Source organism: Streptomyces longispororuber, from assembly GCF_014656095.1.
In the GTDB taxonomy this organism is placed as follows: domain Bacteria; phylum Actinomycetota; class Actinomycetes; order Streptomycetales; family Streptomycetaceae; genus Streptomyces; species Streptomyces longispororuber.
Window position 1 is genome coordinate 40,107 of sequence record NZ_BNBT01000004.1, and the last position, 18,539, is coordinate 58,645.

11 protein-coding genes are annotated in these 18,539 nt (G+C 76.0%); 10 read left to right on the forward strand and 1 reads right to left on the reverse strand.

Annotated features, from left to right (window positions below):
- Window positions 1-15: 15 nt before the first annotated feature.
- The 10 genes from IE330_RS02170 to ccrA all read left to right on the forward strand — a co-directional run bounded on the left by IE330_RS02170 (window position 16) and on the right by ccrA (window position 15,818).
- Window positions 16-798, forward strand: a complete 783-nt coding sequence (locus tag IE330_RS02170) for an enoyl-CoA hydratase/isomerase family protein (protein ID WP_190134082.1) — start codon at window positions 16-18, stop codon at window positions 796-798.
- The gene (locus IE330_RS02175; protein ID WP_190134083.1) at window positions 795-2,330 is read left to right on the forward strand and encodes a class I adenylate-forming enzyme family protein; all 1,536 of its coding nucleotides are present in this window, start codon (window positions 795-797) and stop codon (window positions 2,328-2,330) included. Before IE330_RS02170 ends, IE330_RS02175 begins: the two co-directional genes overlap by 4 nt.
- On the forward strand, window positions 2,327-5,395 hold the full coding sequence (locus IE330_RS02180) for an AMP-binding protein (protein ID WP_190134084.1): 3,069 nt from the start codon (window positions 2,327-2,329) through the stop codon (window positions 5,393-5,395). Before IE330_RS02175 ends, IE330_RS02180 begins: the two co-directional genes overlap by 4 nt.
- Entirely contained in the window at window positions 5,388-9,167 is a 3,780-nt protein-coding gene (locus tag IE330_RS02185) for a non-ribosomal peptide synthetase (RefSeq protein WP_190134085.1), read from the forward strand. The genes IE330_RS02180 and IE330_RS02185 overlap by 8 nt, the downstream gene beginning before the upstream one ends.
- Window positions 9,164-9,517 (forward strand): acyl carrier protein, encoded by a 354-nt coding sequence (locus IE330_RS02190; protein ID WP_190134086.1) that lies wholly within the window; start codon window positions 9,164-9,166, stop codon window positions 9,515-9,517. Before IE330_RS02185 ends, IE330_RS02190 begins: the two co-directional genes overlap by 4 nt.
- On the forward strand, window positions 9,514-10,677 hold the full coding sequence (locus tag IE330_RS02195; RefSeq protein ID WP_190134087.1) for an acyl-CoA dehydrogenase family protein: 1,164 nt from the start codon (window positions 9,514-9,516) through the stop codon (window positions 10,675-10,677). Before IE330_RS02190 ends, IE330_RS02195 begins: the two co-directional genes overlap by 4 nt.
- Before the next feature lie 65 nt (window positions 10,678-10,742).
- The gene (locus tag IE330_RS02200) at window positions 10,743-11,507 is read left to right on the forward strand and encodes a TauD/TfdA dioxygenase family protein (protein ID WP_190134088.1); all 765 of its coding nucleotides are present in this window, start codon (window positions 10,743-10,745) and stop codon (window positions 11,505-11,507) included.
- A 119-nt stretch (window positions 11,508-11,626) separates the two neighbouring features.
- Complete coding sequence (locus IE330_RS02205; protein ID WP_229925278.1) at window positions 11,627-13,054, forward strand: MFS transporter; 1,428 nt, start codon at window positions 11,627-11,629, stop codon at window positions 13,052-13,054.
- 464 nt (window positions 13,055-13,518) lie between these two features.
- Window positions 13,519-14,409, forward strand: coding sequence for a cytochrome P450 (locus IE330_RS02210; protein ID WP_373314543.1), 891 nt, complete (start codon window positions 13,519-13,521; stop codon window positions 14,407-14,409).
- Window positions 14,410-14,495: 86 nt separating this feature from the next.
- Window positions 14,496-15,818, forward strand: coding sequence for a crotonyl-CoA carboxylase/reductase (ccrA, locus tag IE330_RS02215; protein ID WP_190134090.1), 1,323 nt, complete (start codon window positions 14,496-14,498; stop codon window positions 15,816-15,818).
- A 45-nt stretch (window positions 15,819-15,863) separates the two neighbouring features.
- Here the strand turns inward: ccrA and alaS are convergent, their stop codons facing one another.
- Window positions 15,864-18,524, reverse strand: coding sequence for an alanine--tRNA ligase (gene alaS / locus IE330_RS02220; protein WP_190134091.1), 2,661 nt, complete (start codon window positions 18,522-18,524; stop codon window positions 15,864-15,866).
- Between the last annotated feature and the right edge of the window lie 15 nt (window positions 18,525-18,539).

Below are 18,539 nucleotides of genomic sequence, written 5' to 3' on the forward strand. Positions count from 1 at the left end.
GGAAGGAGTCGCACCATGGCGCTGATCGAGGTCGCCGACGTGGACCGCACGAGGGTCCTGACGCTGGCGCACGAGAAGCCGACCAATCCGTTCGGCAAGGCGATGGCGCACGCGTGCATGGCGGCGGTGCGCGCGGCGGACGCCGACGACGGCGTCGACGCCGTCGTGGTCAGCGGCGGCCCCGACCGGTGCTTCAGCGCCGGCGGGAACTTCAACGAGGCCCGCACCCTGGCGACGGACGACGCCGTCGACGAGACCATCGACTGGTGCACCGACCTCTACCTCTCGGTGCTCGACGTGGGCAAGCCGACGGTCGCGGCGATCGACCGGCACGCCATCGGCCTCGGCTTCCAACTGGCCATGATGTTCGACTGGAAGCTCATGTCGACCCGCGCGGACCTCGTCATGCCGGAGCTGGAACACGGCATCGGGGCGTCCATGGCGGCCACGATCCTCTCCACGAGCTGCGGCTACGACGTCGCCCGCCACGTCGTCATGTCCTGTCGCCCCATCCCGCCCGAGACCGCGGTGGGCCTGCGCATGGTGGACGAGACGTGCGAGCCGGAGTTCCTGCTCGACCGGGCGCTCCAGCGCGCCGGGCGCATGGGCCGCTACCCGAGGGTCGCCTTCTCGGCGACCAAACGGGTCCTCACGCAGCCGATGCGCACCGCCCTGGAGAACACCCGCGAGGCCTCCAAGGCGGTGCACCGCGCCACGTTCGGCGCGAAGGCCATGCACCGGCACTTCGACCGGGTGCTGGGACCACGCGGCCACGAGGCCGCGGGCGTGACGTCATGACGGCCGGGACCCGCCGTGCCGCCGCGACGGCCGGGGCACCCGTCGCCGGGGCCGCCGACGGCCACCCGCTGTACACGGCCCTGCGCGCCGTCGCCGAGGCCAGGCCCGCCGCGCCGGCGATCGTCTCCCACGACTCCGCCGTGACCTCGTACGGGCAACTGCTGCGGGCGGTGGACGCCGGGGCCGAGGCGCTCGCCGGAGCCAGGCACGTCGTCGGCCTGGCCGCGGACGACCCGTGCGCCTTCGTGGCGGCCTACTTCGCCGCCGCCCGGCTCCGCCGCGTGGCCGTGCTGCTCGACAGCGGGGTCCCGGCCGCGGAGACGGCCCGGTCGGCGGCGGCGTTCGACCTGGACGTGCTGGTCCGGGACGGCGCCGGGGGCCCCGGTTCCCTGACGGTGGAGCCGGTCGCGGCGAAGGGGACGGGCGGGGCGGGCGGGGCCCGCTCCCGCGCGCCGCACGCGTACGCGCCCACCGACTTCGCCGTGCACTGCACCTCCGGCTCGACCGGCACGCCCAAGGGCATCGTCATGAGCCAGGACGCGGTCATGGCGCGGGTGCGGTCCTGGTCCCGTGAGGGCCGGCTCGCGCCGTCGGACGTGGTGCTGTGTCCGCTGCCGCTCTGGCACGGCCACGGCATCGACGTGCTGACGCTGCCCAGCCTCCTGAGCGGCGCGACGGTGGTCTTCACCCGCGGCGCGCAGCTCACCGCGCGCGGCCTGGCCCGTCTCGTGCACACGCACGGCGTGACGGTCGTCAGCGGTCTTCCGGTGATGTACCAGACGCTGGTGGCGGCGGACGGCGTGGACCCCTCGCTGCTCGGCTCGCTCCGGCTCGCCCTCACCGGCAGCGCCCCCGTCGCCGCCGGGACCCAGGCGCGGTTCGGCGAGCGGTTCGGCCTGCCGCTGCGGCAGGGGTACGGGCTCGGCGAGATCGGCGTCATCACGTACGACGCCCGGAACACCGGGCCGGGCACGATCGGGCTGCCGCTGCCGGGCATCGAGTGGCGCCTCGAACCGGTCGACGGCACCCGCGAGGGGCCGCTCGCCGAGGAACCAGGGCGGTTGTGCGAACTCCTCGTCCGCGGGCCCGCGCTCGCCCGGGGGTACTACCGCGACCCGGACGCGGAGGCGGAGATGTTCGTGGACGGCTGGCTGCGCACCCACGACCTCGTCGTGGTGGAGCCCGACGGTTGGTACATCCGGGGCCGCACCTCCACCTTCATCAACGTCACCGGCAACAAGGTCGCTCCCACCGAGGTCGAGACGGCCCTGCGGACGTGCGACGGCGTCGTCGACTGCGCGGTCGCCGGGGTGCCCGACGGCGAGGGCGGCGAACGGGTCGCCGCGCTGGTCGTCGGCGGCGCCGGGTGCGAACAGGGCGGCGTACGGCGACAGTTGGGCGCGCGGCTGCTCCCGTACCAGTTGCCGCAGACGTACGTCTTCGCCGCCGCGCTCCCCCGTACGCCGGTCGGCAAGACGGACTACGCGGCCGTCGAGCGGATCCTGCGCGGCACCGAGGCGCACGCCTCATGACCGGCCGGAGGAGTCCCGGTGCCCACCTCCCGCCGGTCCCGGCCGCGTGGGCGGGGCGGACCGCCGTCACCTGGTGCGGCGAGGAACTCACGTACGCCCGGCTCGACGCCTCGGTGGCGGACCTCGCGCGGCGCCTCGCCGCGCTCCGGGCGGCGCGGACGTGCGTCCTGGTCATGGGGCCGCTGTCGCCCGCGTACGTGGTCGGGCTGCTCGCCGCCTGGCGGGCCGGGGCAGTGCCGGTGCCGGTCGACGCCGGGCTGAGCCCGCAGCAGTACGCGTGGCTGGACGGGCGGACCCGCCCCTCGGTGGTGCTCAGCAGCGACGTCACGCCGGTGGACCAGTACCGGGGGACGGCCGCCGGTACGGCCGAGGTGGTCCTGGACGCCGGGACCGGCGCGGTCGTCGTCGAGTCCGTGCCCGCCGCGGCCCGGCCCGCGCCGACGTTCCGGGACCCGGACGCGGGCTATGTGATCCCCACGTCCGGCTCGACCGGGGAGCCGAAGGCCGTGGTCGGGAGCCACCGGGGCCTGGAGGCCTTCCTCACCTGGTTCCGCGCCGAGTTCGCGCTCGGCCCGGCCGACCGGTGCGCCGCCCTCACCCGGGTCAACTTCGACCCCTCGCTGCGCGAACTGCTCGGGGTGCTCGGCGCCGGGGGCACGCTGGCGCTGCCCCCGGTGGACGCCCAGCTCGACCTGCCCGCCCTGGCCGGGCACCTGGTCGCGGGCGAGCCGACCACGGCGTTCCTCGTACCGTCGATCGCGCGGCGGCTGGCCGCCGAACCGCTCCTGGCCGGGGCCGGGCTGCCGGGTCTGCGGCTGCTGTTCTTCGCCGGTGAGGTGCTCGGCCGCAGGACCGTCGAGGAGTGGGCCGCGCTCGCGCCGAACGCCGAGATCGTGAACCTGTACGGCCAGACGGAGGCGACGCTCGCCCAGTTGTACCGGCGGGACGTCCAGTCGCTCAGGGCCGACGGCACCTGGTGCGCGCCGGTCGGCAGGCCCCGCCCCGGCGTGCGGGCGGCCGTCGCCGCACCCGACGCCGCCGGGGTCGGCGAGGTGCTCCTGGCCGTCGACGCGCCGGCGCTCGGGACGCTCCGGGCCCCCTCCGGCGAGGACGGCGGCGCGCACGGCGTGGACCCGTTCCCCGCCCCGCTGGCCACGGGCGACCTGGGCCACCGGCGCGACGACGGCGAGTGGGTGGTGGTCGGGCGCCGCGGCAACGACATCAAGGCCGGGGGCAGACGCGTGTCCTTCCACGGCTTCGTCGACGCGGTCGAGGCCCTGGACGGCGTACGGCAGTGCGTCGTGGCCGACCGCGAGGGACCGCAGGTCTTCGTCGCGGCGGCGGGGGCCGGCACCCGGGCCGAGGAGCCGTTGCGCACCGCGGTCCACGCCCTCGCGCGGAGCATGGCGCTGCCGAGGTTCGCGCTGCACGTGCGCCCGCACCTGCCGGTGTCCCGCAGCGGGAAGGCCGACCGCCGCGCGCTCCTCGCCTCCGTCGACGGCGGCGAAGGCGGCGGCGAAGGCACCGCCTGGGACGCGGCGGCGGCCCGCGACGGGCACGCGGAGACCGAGCGGGTGCTGCGCGCGGCGCTCGGGTGCGGCACCGGCGCGGACGGCTTCGCCGAGGCGGGCGTCTCGTCCCTCGACCTGGTCACGGCCGTGGCCGAGGTCAGGCGCGCGTACGGCATCCGGCTGACCGTCCAGGAGTGCTTCGGCCTGCGCGACCTGCCGGCGCTGGCCCGGGAGATCGCCGCGCGGCGGCACGCGGGGGACGGAGCCCCGGCGGCCGGGACCGGTGCCGCCGCACCGGCCGCCGTGCGCCACCTGTACCCGCTCTCCACCCGGCAGGTGGGGTACCTGCGGATCTGCATGCCCAAGGGCAACGGGAACTGGTGCAACCTCTCCCGGGAGATCCGGCTCGGCCGGCGGTCGTCCGCGGCGGCGGTCGAGGCGGCCCTGCGGACCCTGCTCACACGGCACGACGCGCTCGGCCTGGCCCTCACCCCGGACGGGCGCCACCAGATCTTCACCGCGGCGGCGGACCTGTCCTGCCCCGTGGACGTCGTGGACACCGGGCTCCCCGTGCGCGACCCGGCCTTCCGCGAGCGCGTGCAGGGCGCGCGCGCCGCACTGGTGTCGCGGCTGATCGACCCGGCGGAGCCGCCGCCGGTGCGGGCCGTGCTCGTACGGGGCGCCGACGGCAGCTCCGTCATCCTGGTCGCGCACCACCTGTTCGTGGACGGCCTGAGCCTGGACACGCTCACCGGTGAGCTCACCGCGCTCCTGGCCGGGGACCGGCTCGACCCCGACGGGCCGCGCGACACCTACCGCGACTACTGCGTCGCGACCGCGCGCTCGGACGTGCCGGACGCGGCGGCCGCCTACTGGCGCGCCCTGCTGGACGGCGCCACCCAGGCGCGGCTGCCCGAGTCCGCCGAACAGGGCGGGGCGCAGGGTGAGTTGCTTTCGCTGCCCCTGGGGGTGCTGGGCACGCGCACGGTGCACGAGCTCGCGCGGGAGCTGGGGGTCTCGGCGTTCACCGTGGTGCTGGCCGCGTTCGAACGGGCCGTCGCCGGGGCCTTCGGCTTCGACCGCCTGCCCGTCGTCGTCGTGAGCCAGCACCGGGGGGACACCGGGCCCGGCACGGTCGGCATGTTCACCACCACGCTGACCGTGCGCGGGCCGGGCGCGGTGCCCCTGCGGCAGCACGCGGCCGCGCTGGGGCGCCAGTTGGCCGAGGGCGTGGAGCACAGCGGCTGGGAGTTCGACCAGCGCGTCGACGACCTGGGGCTGGCCGGCGCGGACTGCTTCCCGCTGTCCACGGTCCTGTGCAACCAGCGTCCGTGGCCCCGGGACCTGCGCGCCCGCGACCTCGGGGCCCGGCGGCCGCGCGCGCTCGGCCGGGCCCTGCCCTACCAGTTGCAGGGAGAGCTGCAGATGTCCGGACCCGAGCTGGTCATGGCGTACTACTACCGCAAGGGCGTCCTCGACGCCGCCGGGGCGGCCCGGGTGCACCGCGATCTGCTGCGGGCCCTGCGCGCGGGGCGGGAGGCGGCCGATGCCTGAGGCGACGCTCGCGCCGTACCCGCTGGGGCCGATCCAGCAGGCCTACCTCGTCGGCGACCAGGACGGGCTCGACCTGCGCGGCCCGGCGCGCTACTACCTCGCCTGCGACCTGGACACCGACCGCGTGGACGGGGTGCGGGGGCGGCTGGACCGCCTGGTGCGCGACAACCCGGTGCTGCGCCTGCGCGTCGGGGACGACCTGGCGCCGACGCCGGTCGCCGACGACGCAGTGGTGCCGGTGCGCCTGCTGGAGGCCACCGAGGAGACGTTCGCCGCCGTCGACGGCGGCGTGCGCGACCGGTACCGCTCCGACCGGTTCGCCTTCGACGCCTGGCCGCAGGTCGAGGTCACCGTGGTGCGTACGCCCCGGCGGGCCCGGCTGCACGTGGCGTACGCCCTGTGGCTGATGGACGCGGCCTCGCTCGCCGACTTCCTCCAGGCCCTGGCCGGGGGCGGCGCGCCGGGCCCCCGCCCCGCTCCGGCAGGCGTGTCGGCCCCCGGGACGACGGGGCGGCGGGCGCGTGACGAGCGGTACTGGAGCCGGGTGGCGCCGCACCTCCCCGAGGCCGCCGAGGTGCCGCTGCGGCCGGACTGGCGGCAGTCGGGCCGTGCCGTCGGCCACCGGATGCTGCACATCGACGGGGCCTCGGCCGCCGCGCTCGCGGACCGGGCGCGGCGGCACGGCCTGACCCTGCCGATGGTCTTCCTGACGGTGTACGGGGCGCTGCTCGGCGCCGTCGGCGGGGACGCGCCGCACACGGTCACCCTCGTGCGGTCGCGGCGCGAGGACGTCGGCGCCGGGCGGGAGCTGGGCAACTACGGCACCACCGTCCCCCTGGCGGTGCCCGCGCGGGCGGGCCGCGCCTTCGTCGAGCTGGCGCGGGACGTCCAGGGCCGGTTCCTGGAGCAGTCCCTGCACGCGTCGCTCAGCGGGCTCGACATCACGCGCCTCGCCGGTCCCGGGGCCCCGCGCAGCGGCCTGCGGCACCCGTTCGCGTTCACGGCGGTGGAGCTGGACAGCCGGGGCGAGGCGGCGGCCGGGCTGCGCCGCGTGTGGGACAGCGTCCACCTGCGCGTCCCGCAGGTCCTGCTGGACCACCAGGTCGGCGTCGACACCGACGGCAGCGTCCGCCTGGGCTTCGACTGGCGCACCGACGCGTTCGACGAGGGCTTCGTCGAGGACCTGATCGACGCCTACGCCGGAACGGTCGAGCGACTGGCGGCGGACGGGGCGAGCTGGGTGCGCCCGGCCGAACCCGCCGGGCCGGTCCCCGCGGCGACGGCACCCCCCGCCCGGCCCTCGGGGCCCGGCGCCGGGACGCTGGGGCAGCGGTTCCTGGCGGCGGCCGGGCGGACGCCGGACGCGCCCGCGGTCCGGGACGACGCCGGGGTGCTCACCTACGCCGGGCTCGCCGACGCCGCCGCGGACGTCGCGGAGCGGCTGGTCGACGCGGGGGCCGGGGTGGGTGACCTCGTGGCGGTGCACCTGCCGCGCGGCCGGGGCCTCGTGGTCGCCGTGCTCGGGGCGCTGCTCGCCGGGTGCGTCTTCGTCCCGCTGGACCACGGGCTGCCGCCCGGGCGCCTCGACCGCATCGCGCGCCGGGCGGGCCTGCGCCACGTGGTGACCGGGGAGGGAGAGGACGCCGCGGCCTGGCGGGGGCGCGGGGTGTGTCCTGTCGCGCCGGGGCCGGTGGCGCGACGGCGGCGCCCGCTGCCCGACCGCGGCTTCCCCGAGACCGCGTACGTGATCCACACCTCGGGGTCGACGGGTGAGCCGAAGGGCGTGGTCGTCCGGCACAGCGCCGTGCTGGCCACCCTCGACGCCGTCAACGACCTGATCGGCCTCACCCCGGCCGACAGCGTCCTCGCGGTGTCGTCGATCGGCTTCGACCTGTCGGTGTACGACCTGTTCGGCCCGCTCCTCGTCGGCGCCGCGGTGGTCCTGCTCACCCAGGACAACGCGCGCACCCCGGCGGCGTGGTCCCGGGCCGTCAAGGACCACGGAGTGACGGTCTGGAACTCCACCCCGGCGCTGGCGTCGCTGCTCCAGGAGGAGGGCGGCCGCCTGCCGTCGCTGCGCGTCTTCCTGCTGAGCGGGGACTGGATCCCCCTGGCCCTGCCCGAGGCGCTGGGCGCGGTGTCCGCCGACGCGGACGTCATCAGCCTGGGCGGCGCGACCGAGGGCGCGATCTGGTCGATCCACCACCGGGTCACGGCGGCCGACGCCTCCGGCCGCTCCATCCCGTACGGCAAGCCCCTCGCGGGCCAGGACGTCCTGGTCCTGGACGCGCGGGGGCGGGTCTGCCCGGACTGGCACATCGGTGAGCTGCACCTCGCGGGCGCGGGCGTGGCCGACGGCTACCTGAACGACCCGGACCGCACCGCCGAGGCGTTCGCCCTCCACCCCGAGCACGGGTGGGTGTACCGGACCGGCGACCGCGGGCGCCGCGGCCCTGACGGCGTCGTCGAGTTCCTCGGCCGCGCCGACAGCCAGGTGAAGGTCAGCGGCCACCGGGTCGAGCTGGGGGAGATCGAGGCGCGGCTCGACGCGCTGGACGTAGTGCGCTCCAGCGCGGCGCGCGTCACGGCCGACGGCGGCGGCATCGTCGCGTACGCCGTCCTCTCCCCCGGTGCGCCGGACGCATGGCGGGAGCGGTGCCTGGCCGCGCTGCGCGACGAACTGCCCTCGTACATGGTGCCGTCCGCGCTCGTGGCCCTCGACGAGATCCCGCTGACCGCCAACGGCAAGGTCGACCGGCGCGTGCTGGCCGCCGTGCCCGCGGCGCGGGCGGCGCAGGCGCCGCCGGAGCCCGGCGGCGGGCTGCACCTGCGGGAGGCCGCGTCCTGCTGGGCCGAGGTCCTCGGGCGGCCGCCGGGCCCCGAGGGGTTCTTCGCGTCCGGCGGCAGCTCCGTCGACGCGATCCGCCTCCTGTCGCTGCTGCACAGCAGGTACGGGTACGAGATCCCGTTCGGGCGGTTCCTCGCGCGGCCGACCCTGGCCGGTCTCGCCGCGCTGTGCGGGACAGCCCGTGGAGGAGGGGGCGCGGCGGGCCCGGCGGTGTGGTGCTTCGCCCCGCGGGCGGTGGCGCGCCCCCGGGGCCGGGTGGTCCTCTTCCCGCCGGTCGGCGGCGGCGTCGCGTGCTACGCGGAGCTGATCCGGAGCCTGCCCGGGGACGTCGACGTGCGCGTGCTCGGCTTCGACCGGCCCCTCGACCCGGAGCCGGGCGGGGCGGCGTCCCTGGCCGGTGCCGCGGACGCCTGCCTGCGCCACCTGCCTGCGGAGGTCGCCGACGCCGCGGTGCCGTGCGTCTTCGCCGGCTGGTCGTTCGCCGGCGCGCTCGCGGCCGCGGCGGCGCGGGCCGCGCCGTACCGGGTCGCCCTGGTCGTCGCCGTGGACACGCCCGAGTCGGCGGCCGCGCGCCGCGGCGACGCGTCCGACGCGGCGCTGCTCGCCGAGTTCGAGGGCGACGTCCGGCAGGCGGGCGGCGTGGCCGTGCCGGCGGTGGAGGTGCGCCGGGACCCGGCGCTGCGCCGCAGGTTCGCGGTGTACCGGCAGAACACGCTGCTGCTGCGTGCCTGGCGGCCGCGCCCCGTACCGGTGCCGGTCGTCGCGTGCCACGCGGCGCACCGGCCGGCCGAGCCGCGGCCGGACGCCGGGCGGCGGTGGTCGCCGGAGGTGCGCGACGTGGCCTTGACCGGAGGGCACTTCGACGCCCTCGCCGCCGCGAACGTCCCGCGCGTACGGGACGCGATCGAGAGGGGGTTCCGATGAACGGGACGACGGTGTGCGCGGTGATCGTCGACGAGCTGGACCGGCAGGGGTACCGCCTGGGCCCGGAGGAGTACGGCGAGGACCTGGTCGGTGCCGGGGTCAACTCCGTGAGCCTGGTGCGCCTCCTGTCCTGCCTGGAAGACCGGTTCGACATCGAGTTCGAGGTCGCCCGACTGTTCCGCGAGCCGGTGACCGTCACCCGCCTCACGGAAGTGATCATCGCCCGCGCCCCGGGGGACGCGACGGACCGCGTCTCGTTGGGGGACGCGACGGACCGCATCCCCCCTGGAGGCGCGACGGACCGTGTTTCCGCGCGGGACGCGGCGGACCATGAAGGGACACGCCCATGACCACATCGCCCCCGTCGACGCTGGTGGACCGGGCCCGCCATGTGGCCGCGCTCGCGGCCGAGCACGCCGCGCGCGCCGAGGCCGCCCGAGCGCCGCACCCGGAGGTGCTGGCCGCGGTGACCGCCGCCGGTTTCGCGAGCCACGGCGTACCGGCGCCCTTCGGCCGCCCCGGCCGTACGCTCGCGGAGCTGAAGCGGGCCGTGGCCCTGGTCGCCGCGGAGTGTCCGGCGACCGCCTGGTGCGCGGTCCTCGCCGCGCTCATGTCCCGCACCGCGGGCTATCTGCCCCCGCGGGGGCGGGAGGCGCTCTGGGCCGACGGGCCGGAGGCGCTCGTCGCCGGAGCGGTGACACCGCGCGGCAGTGCCGCTCCGGTGGCGGGCGGCTGGTCGCTGTCGGGGACCTGGCCGTCGGTGACGACGGCCGAGGACGCCGACTGGCTGCTCCTCGCCGCCGTGGTACGGGAGGACGGGAAGGAGGGCGCCCGTGTGTTCGCCGTGGAGCGCGCGGCGGTGCGCGTCGAGAGGACCTGGGACGACGTGGGCATGCGGGCCACGGGCAGCCACACCGTGGTGGCCGACGAGGTGTTCGTCGCGGCGCCGATGACGTTTCCCTTCGCCTGCCTCACCGCCGTGGACGACCCGCCGCCCGGCCCCGACGGCCGCCCCGTCCCGCTGCTGGCCGTGAACGCCTTCGCGTTCTGCCTGCCGATGCTCGGCGCCGCCCAGGGCGCGCTGCGCCGCTGGCGGGAGCTGACCGACGCGAAGCTGCGGGCCCACCCCGCCGCGTACGACCCGGTGGTCGCGCACTACGCCGACGTGTTCGCCCGCAGCGCCAGCGAGATCGACGCGGCCGACCTCGTCCTCGACCGCGTCGCGCGGGTCGTCGACTCGGGCGCGCCCGTCGGCCGGGCGGAGGTGGCGCGCAACCAGCGGGACTGCGCCTTCGCCGCCGGGCTGCTGGTGGGCGCCGTGGACCAGCTCATGCGGGCGTCCGGCACCAGCGGCCACAGCACGAGCCTCGGCCTGCAACGCCTCTGGCGCGACGTGCACACGGCGGGCGCGCACCGGGCGCTCCAGTTCGGCACGGCGGCGGCCGGGTACGCCCGCGAGTTCCTGCGTCCCGCGGCACCCGCGGAAGCGCCCGCCGGCGCCGCCCGATGAGCCCGAAGAGCCCCAGGAGCCCGATGACTCCCATGAGCCCGACGCCCCCGATGACAGGGAGAGCCATGGACACCGGTACGGACATGCGGCGGCTGGCCGCGGACGCGCGGTGCGGCCGCGGCCCGGACTCGCCCTACCTGGAGAAGCTGGAGCGCCACGGGTTCGTCGTCCTGGAACCCGCCGGTGCCGAGGCGCCGCCGCTGGCGGACCTCATGGCTCCGCTCGGCGACCCGGTACCGTACGGCTTCGGCACGACGCTGGTCCAGGAGCAGCGGCCGGGCACCGACAACTCCCAGTTCCGGACGGGCGCCATCCCGATGCACGTCGACGGGTACCTCAACGCCCACCCCGTCCGGTACATCGGCCTGGAGTGCCTCGAAGCTCCGTACGCGGGCGGTGAGACGCTCGTCGCGAGCAGCCGGGCCTTCTTCGCGGCGGCGCCGGAGGGCCTCCTGGAGACGCTGCGCGGCATCACCGTCGAGTACCGCTCGAACGTCTCCGGCTTCTACGTGGAACGCCCCGAGGGGAACCCGGTCGTGCCGCCCGTGCAGGCGGACCCGGTGACGGGCGGCGAGGCCCTGTGCGTCGGCGTCGACTATCCGGAGGACCCGGGCCGGAACTTCAGCGCGGCGGTGGTCGGCTACACCGAGGAGCAGAACCGTGCCCTCTTCCGGGAGCTGGACCGTGTGCTGCGCCGCCCCGAGGTGACGTACGCCCACGCGTGGCGGGCCGGGCAGGTGCTGATCTTGGACAACCGCCGTGTGGTGCACGGACGCGCGGCCTACCCGGCCGACGCCCGGCGGAAGCTGCTGCGCGTCTCGGTGAGCTGATCGCCACCGCCACCGCCACCGGCCGCGCCCGCGGCCCCGTCCTGTGTTCCGGAGCGCTTCCCGAAGCGTTTTCCGGAGCGTTCCCCGGAGATCTTCCAGAAGGGTGTCCCGGAGTGCCCGTGCTGGGTGTGACCTCGTCCCCCGACGCGTCCGTCGGCCCGAAGCCGCGGCCGCGCACCGGCGTCGTGCTGGCCACGCTGCTCACCTGCCAGCTCATGATCATGGTGGACGTCACCGTGATGAACGTGGCGCTGCCCGGCATCGGGTCCGACCTGGACGTCGGCGCCACCGGTCTGACCTGGGTCACCCACGGGTACACCCTGGCGTTCGGGGGGCTGCTGTTGCTGGGCGGGCGGGCCGGTGACCTGTGGGGCCGGCGCCGGATGTTCCTCACCGGGGTCGCCCTGTTCACCGCGGCCTCGGCCGTCGGCGGGCTCGCGCCCTCGGCCGCCTGGCTGGTGGGCGCGCGGGTCGTGCAGGGCGTCGGCGCCGCCGTGGCGGGCCCGAACGCCCTGGCGCTGCTCACCACGGTCTTCACCGAACCCAGGGCGCGGATGCGGGCCTTGGCGCTGTACTCGGGCATGGCCGGAGCGGGCTTCGCCGTCGGCCTGCTCGTGGGCGGCGTGCTGACGCAGGGGCTCGGCTGGCGCGCGGTGCTGTTCATCAACGTCCCCCTGGGCGGCCTGGCGCTCCTGGCGGCCGTGCGGTGTCTGCCCGCCGTGCCGCGCAGGCCGGGCCGGCTCGACCTGCCGGGCGCGCTGACCGCGACGGCCGGGGTCACCGCCCTGGTGTACGGCTTCAACCGCGCCGCCACGCACGGCTGGGGCGACGCGGCCGCCTGTCTCGCGCTCGGCGCGGGGGCGGTGTCGGCGGTGGCCTTCGTGGCCGTGGAGCGCGGGGCGGCACAGCCGCTGCTGCCCCTGTCGCTGTTCGCCGACCGCGACCGCGCGGCCGCCTACGCCAACGTCTTCGTCGGCTACATGGCGAGCATCCCGATGTTCTTCTTCCTGTCCCTGTACGTGCAGGAGGTACGCGGGCTGGGCGCGCTGGCCACGGGGTTCGCCTTCCTGCCCACGGCGGCCCTGATGTTCGCGCTGATCCAGTGGGTGCCGCGGCTGCTGCGGCGGTTCGGGCCGGGGCCGATCACCCTGACCGGGTCGGTGTCCATGGTCGCCGCGCTGGTCCTGCTGACCCGGCTGACCACCGGGACCCCCTACGTCCCGCTGGTGCTCGCCGCGGCGCTCCTGATGGGCTGCGGCACCGGCCTGGCGCTGATGCCGCTGAGCGTCGTCATCATGTCCCGGGTGCCGCAGGACGTCGCGGGCGTGGCCGGCGGCGCGCTCCAGACGATCCAGCAGACGGGCGCCGCGCTCGGCCTGTCGGTCCTGACCACGGTGTTCGGCGCGGCCTCCCGGGGCGCCGCGGGTCCACCGCGGCAGGTTCTGGTCACGGGCGTCACCGCCGCCTTCACCGCCGCCGCCGTGATGGCGGCCCTGACGATCCCGGGAACGCTGGCCTTCCGCCGCCGACGGCGGGACGAGCCGTGACCGCACTCCCCTTGCCCACGGGCACGCGCCGCTCCCCGCACACAGGCGCGCGCCTCCCGGCACGACAGGCACACGACTCCCCGCACCACAGACACGCGACACCCGCGCGTCCCTCGCGCGACAAGCGCCCCGACCAGGCCGAGGAGGCCCAGGTGACGACCCAGTCCATCCACAAGCTGTCCGAGGACTTCTTCCAGGACCCGCACGCCGTGTACCGCGAGATGAGGGAGCGAGGACCCGTCCACCACGTGGAGTTCCCGAGCGGCATGCGCGCCTGGCTGGTCACGGAGTACGACCTCGCCAAGCGCGTGTTCACGGACCCCTCCCTGAGCAAGCGGCTCTACGGCGAACCGGGCGCCGTCGCGCAGACCAACGGGAACACCGTGCTGCGCCTCGACCCGCCGGTGAACGACCACATGCTCTACCGCGACCCGCCGCACCACACCCGGCTGCGCAGGATCGCGATGAAGGCGCTCTCCGGGGCGGTGGTCCGCGACTTCACCCCGCGCATCGAGCAGATCGCGGACGACCTGCTCGACGCCCAGCCCGGCCCGGGGACGGTCGACCTCCTGAAGACGTACGCGTATCCGTTCTCGGGCTCCACCATCTGCGAGCTCATCGGCATCGACGCCGCCGACCGGACCGAGTTCCAGGGCTGGCTGACCACCCAGATCTCCACCGCGGAGGCCCCGGAGAAGCACGCCGCCGCCGCGGCCTTCGAGGCCTACGTCCACCGGCTGTTCGAGGAGCGCGAGGAGAAGGCCGCCGACGACCTCATCTCGGAGCTGATGGCCCCCGGCGACGACGGGGAGCGGCTGGACCGGCGCGAGCTGGTGTCGATGATCAACGCGATCCTCCTGGGCAGCCTGGGCACGGTCGCGGGCCTCGTCGGCAACACCGTGCTGACGCTGGTGACCCAGCCCCGGCTCCTCGCCGAGCTGCGCCGGGACCCGGGGCTCGTCCCGGCCTTCATCGAGGAGGTGCTGCGGTACGAGAGCGCCGGGAACATCGCCTCGCCGCGCTTCACCACGGAGCCGGTCCGGCTCGGCGGGCACACCGTGGGCAGCGGCGAGATCGTGCTCGTGGCCGCGGCGGCCGTCAACCGCGACCCGCACCACTTCGAGCAGCCGCACGCCATGGACATGAGCCGCCCGGAGAACCGGCACCTGGCCTTCGGCTACGGCATCCACCGCTGCCCGGGAGCGGCGCTGGCGCGCACCGAGGCCCGTATCGCCGTCACCCGGCTGCTGGCCCGCCACCCCGACCTGTCCCTCGCGGTGGACCCCGGTGACCTGCGGTGGCAGCCGAGCCTCATCGCCCGGACCCTGGTGGCGCTCCCGATCCGGCTGGGGTGACCTCCGAAGCCCGCGTGGGCGTGCCCTTCGGCCCCCGCCTCCCCCAGCGACCTGTCAGACCTGTGCCGACCCATGGAAGGACGACCATGAGCGAACTCACCCGGGCCGTGGTGGCCGGTGCCCCGGCCGACGTTCTCGCGCGCCTGCCCCTGCCCGCGGAGTACGAGGCGGCGCATCTGCGGATCGAGGACGTCGACCTCTTCTCCGGCGCCGCGGAGCGGGACGTCCGAAGGACGATCCACGTCGGGCCCGTGCCCATGCCGGAGCTCGCGCCGGACGAGGTCCTCGTCGCCGTGATGGCCTCGGCGCTGAACTACAACACCGTCTGGTCGGCGAAGTTCGAGCCGATACCGAGCTTCACGTTCCTGCGGCACTACGCGAAGCAGGGCGGCTGGGCGGCGCGCCACGACCAGCCGTTCCACGTCCTCGGCTCGGACGCCGCGGGCGTCGTCGTACGGACCGGGTCCGGGGTCCGCGGCACCCGCGTCGGCGACCACGTGGTGGTGGCGACCGCCCACGTGGACGACCAGGACCCGGTCACCCACCACGACGGCATGCTGGGCGCGGAGCAGCGGGCCTGGGGCTTCGAGACCAACTACGGCGGGCTCGCCGAGTTCGCCGTCGTGCGGGCCAGCCAGGTGCTGCCGAAGGCTCCGCACCTGAGCTGGGAGGAGGCCGCCTGCAGCCCGCTGTGCGCGGGGACGGCCTACCGGATGCTGATCAGCGAGCGCGGCGCCAACATGCGTCAGGGCGACGTCGTCCTCATCTGGGGCGCGGCCGGCGGGCTCGGCGGCTACGCGGTGCAGCTCGTGCGCAACGGCGGCGGCATCCCCGTCGGCGTCGTCAGCTCGGACGCCAAGGCCGCCGTCGCCCGGCGCCTGGGCTGCGAGCTGGTCGTCGACCGGCGGGACATCGGTGAGATCTCCGCCGACCCGGAGACCGCGGTGAAGGCGGGCAAGCGGCTGGGGCAGATCATCCGGCAGGAGATCGGCGAGGACCCGCACATCGTGTTCGAGCACGTCGGGCGCGAGACCTTCGGCGTGTCCGTGTTCGTGGCCGGGCGCGGCGGCACGATCGTGACCTGCGGGTCGAGCACGGGGTACCAGCACACCTTCGACAACCGCTACCTGTGGATGCGGCTGAAGAAGGTCATCGGCAGCCACGGCGCGAACCTGTACGAGCAGCGGCAGATGAACCGCCTGATCCAGCGCGGGCGCATCGCCCCGATGCTGTCGGAGGTGTACCCGTTGCGGGCGGTCGGCGACGCGGCCCGGTCCCTCCAGCAGAACACCCACACCGGCAAGGTGGGTGTTTTGTGCGCGGCGCCCGCGACGGGCCTCGGCGTCACGGACCCCGACCTGCGCGCACGGCTCGGACGCGACCGGGTGGCCCCGCTGATGGCGGCGTGACCCGGCGGCCCCCGCGGCGGCGCCGCCGGGTCGGGCGCGCGGAGCCTAGGCGCCGACCCCGGCGCGGACGGCTTCCGGGAGCCCGGCCAGCGCCTCCGCGAGCTGGTCCCGCGGTACTCCGCCGCCCTGCGCCACCTCGTCGGAGCCGCCGCCGCGGCCGCCGAGGAGCCGCTTGACCAGGGCGGACGCGGAGAGTCCTGCCGCGCGGGCCGCCTCGTTCACGGCCACGGCGAGGACCGGCCCGGCGCCGGGGAGGGTCACGGCGGCCACGCCGGGCCGGTCGGTGGGGAGGTGGCCGCGCACTTCGAGGGCCAGGGCGCGGGCGGCTCCGGCGCGGCCCGCGGCGGCGGCGGTGGCCACGCGGACGCCCGCCACGTCGACAGCCTGCCCGGCGAGTTCGGCGGCGCGGGCGGCCAGCGCCGCCTGCCGCAGCCGCTGGTTCTCGCGGTCCGCGGCCTTGAGCCGGCCGAGCAGCGCGGCGATGCGGTCGGGGAGTTCGGCGCGCGGCGCCTGCACCTGCTCGGCGATGCGCGTGACGAGGTCCCGCTCGCGTGCCAGGTAGCCGAAGCCCTCGATGCCGACGGCGGCCTCCAGGCGCCGCATGCCCGCGCCCACCGACGACTCGGCGGTCAGCGCGACGACGCCGATCTGCGCCGCGTGCTCGACGTGGGTGCCGCCGCACAGCTCGCGCGACCAGGCGCCGCCGATCTCGACGACGCGGACCTGCTCGCCGTACGTCTCGTCGAACAGCGCGAGCGCGCCGAGCTCCTTGGCCTCGGGCAGCGTCATCCAGCGCACCCCGACGGGCAGGTCGCGGCGCAGCGCCCGGTTGGCGGCCTCCTCGACCTCGCTGCGGACGGTGGCGGACAGGCCGCCGCGCCAGGGGAAGTCCAGGCGCAGATAACCGGGCCGGTTGTACGAGCCGGACTGCAGGGCGGTCGGGCCGAGGATCTCGCGCAGGGCGGCGTGCAGGACGTGGGTGCCGGAGTGGGCCTGGCGGGCGCCGAGCCGCCACTCGGGGTCGACGGCGGCGTGCACGGCGTCGCCGACGGCCAGCTCACCCGCGGTCACGCGGATCTGATGGGCCACCAGGCCGGGCAGGGGGCGCTGGACGTCGAGGACCTCGGCCTCGGTGGAGGGGCCGGAGAGCCGCCCGGCGTCGCTGTCCTGGCCGCCGGACTCGGCGTAGAACGGGGTGCGGTCCAGGACGGCGGTGACGATCTCGCCCTCCCGGGCGACGGGCACCGGCCCGGCGGGACCGGCCAGGGCCAGGACCCGGGACTCGGTGGTCAGCGTGGTCCAGGCGCGCCAGTCGGTGGGGCCGTGCTCGTCGAGGACGGCGCGCAGCGCCGAGGTGTCGGTGGTGGAGCCGGACCTGCGGGCGCGGGCGTCGGCGCGGGCGCGCTCGCGCTGGGCGCGCATGAGGGCCGTGAAGCCCTCGCGGTCGACCTCGACGCCCTGCTCGGCGGCCATCTCCAGGGTGAGGTCGACGGGGAAGCCGTACGTGTCGTGCAGCAGGAAGGCCTGGGCGCCGGATAGCTGGCGGCCGCCGTCGGCCTTGACCCGGGCGACGGCGGTGTCCAGGACGGTGGTGCCCTGCTTGAGGGTGGCGCGGAAGGCGTCCTCCTCGCCGCTGGCCTGGTCGGCGATCCGCTCGTAGGCCTCGGCGACCTCCGGGTAGCTGGGCGCCATGCGGTCGCGGGCGACGGCGAGGAGGTCGGCCAGGGCCGGGTCGCCGTAGCCGAGTTGGCGCATGGAGCGCACCGCGCGGCGCAGGATGCGGCGCAGCACGTAGCCGCGGCCCTCGTTGCCGGGCGCGGTGCCGTCGGCGAGGAGCATCAGGGCGGTGCGGACGTGGTCGGCGACGACGCGCAGGCGGACGTCGTCCGCGGGGTCGGCGCCGTAGCGCACCCCGGCGAGCTCGGCGGCGCGGTCCAGGACGGGCCGGGTCTCGTCGGTCTCGTAGAGGTTGTCGACGCCCTGGAGCAGGGTCGCCATGCGCTCCAGGCCCATGCCGGTGTCGATGTTGCGGCGCGGGAGTTCGCCGAGGATCGGGTAGCCGGTCTTGCCGGGTCCCTCGCCGCGTTCGTACTGCATGAAGACGAGGTTCCAGAACTCCATGTACCGGTCCTCGTCGACGGCGGGGCCGCCCGCGCGGCCGAGCGCCGGGCCGCGGTCGTAGTACAGCTCCGAGCAGGGGCCGCACGGTCCGGGGACGCCCATGGACCAGAAGTTGTCCTCGTCGCCACGGGCCACGATCCGCTCGTCGGGCAGGGCGGCGACGCGCCGCCACAGGGCGCGGGACTCGGCGTCGGAGTGGTGCACGGTCACCCAGATCCGCGCCGGGTCGAGTCCGAAGCCGCCGTCCGCGACGGGGCGGGTGCTCAGGTCCCAGGCGTGGGTGATGGCCTCCTCCTTGAAGTAGTCGCCGAAGGAGAAGTTGCCGTTCATCTGAAAGAACGAGCCGTGCCGGGTGGTCCTGCCGACCTCCTCGATGTCGAGGGTGCGGACGCACTTCTGCACGCTGGTGGCGCGCGGCCAGGGCGGGGTCGCCTCGCCGGTGAGGTAGGGCTTGAACGGCACCATGCCCGCGTTGACGAACAGCAGCGTCGGGTCGGGCGTGGGCAGCGGGGCGCTGGGCACCACGGTGTGGCCGCGCTCGGCGAAGAAGTCGAGGAAGCGGCTGCGGATGTCGGCGGTACGCAAGACGTGCTCCGGTCT

Bases quoted from the DNA above. Each gene is read 5' to 3' on its own strand.
- IE330_RS02170 (WP_190134082.1), top strand. From the start codon at position 16: ATGGCGCTGATCGAGGTCGCCGACGTGGACCGCACGAGGGTCCTGACG.
- IE330_RS02175 (WP_190134083.1), top strand. From the start codon at position 795: ATGACGGCCGGGACCCGCCGTGCCGCCGCGACGGCCGGGGCACCCGTC.
- IE330_RS02180 (WP_190134084.1), top strand. From the start codon at position 2,327: ATGACCGGCCGGAGGAGTCCCGGTGCCCACCTCCCGCCGGTCCCGGCC.
- IE330_RS02185 (WP_190134085.1), top strand. From the start codon at position 5,388: ATGCCTGAGGCGACGCTCGCGCCGTACCCGCTGGGGCCGATCCAGCAG.
- IE330_RS02190 (WP_190134086.1), top strand. From the start codon at position 9,164: ATGAACGGGACGACGGTGTGCGCGGTGATCGTCGACGAGCTGGACCGG.
- IE330_RS02195 (WP_190134087.1), top strand. From the start codon at position 9,514: ATGACCACATCGCCCCCGTCGACGCTGGTGGACCGGGCCCGCCATGTG.
- IE330_RS02200 (WP_190134088.1), top strand. From the start codon at position 10,743: ATGGACACCGGTACGGACATGCGGCGGCTGGCCGCGGACGCGCGGTGC.
- IE330_RS02210 (WP_373314543.1), top strand. From the start codon at position 13,519: ATGAAGGCGCTCTCCGGGGCGGTGGTCCGCGACTTCACCCCGCGCATC.
- ccrA (WP_190134090.1), top strand. From the start codon at position 14,496: ATGAGCGAACTCACCCGGGCCGTGGTGGCCGGTGCCCCGGCCGACGTT.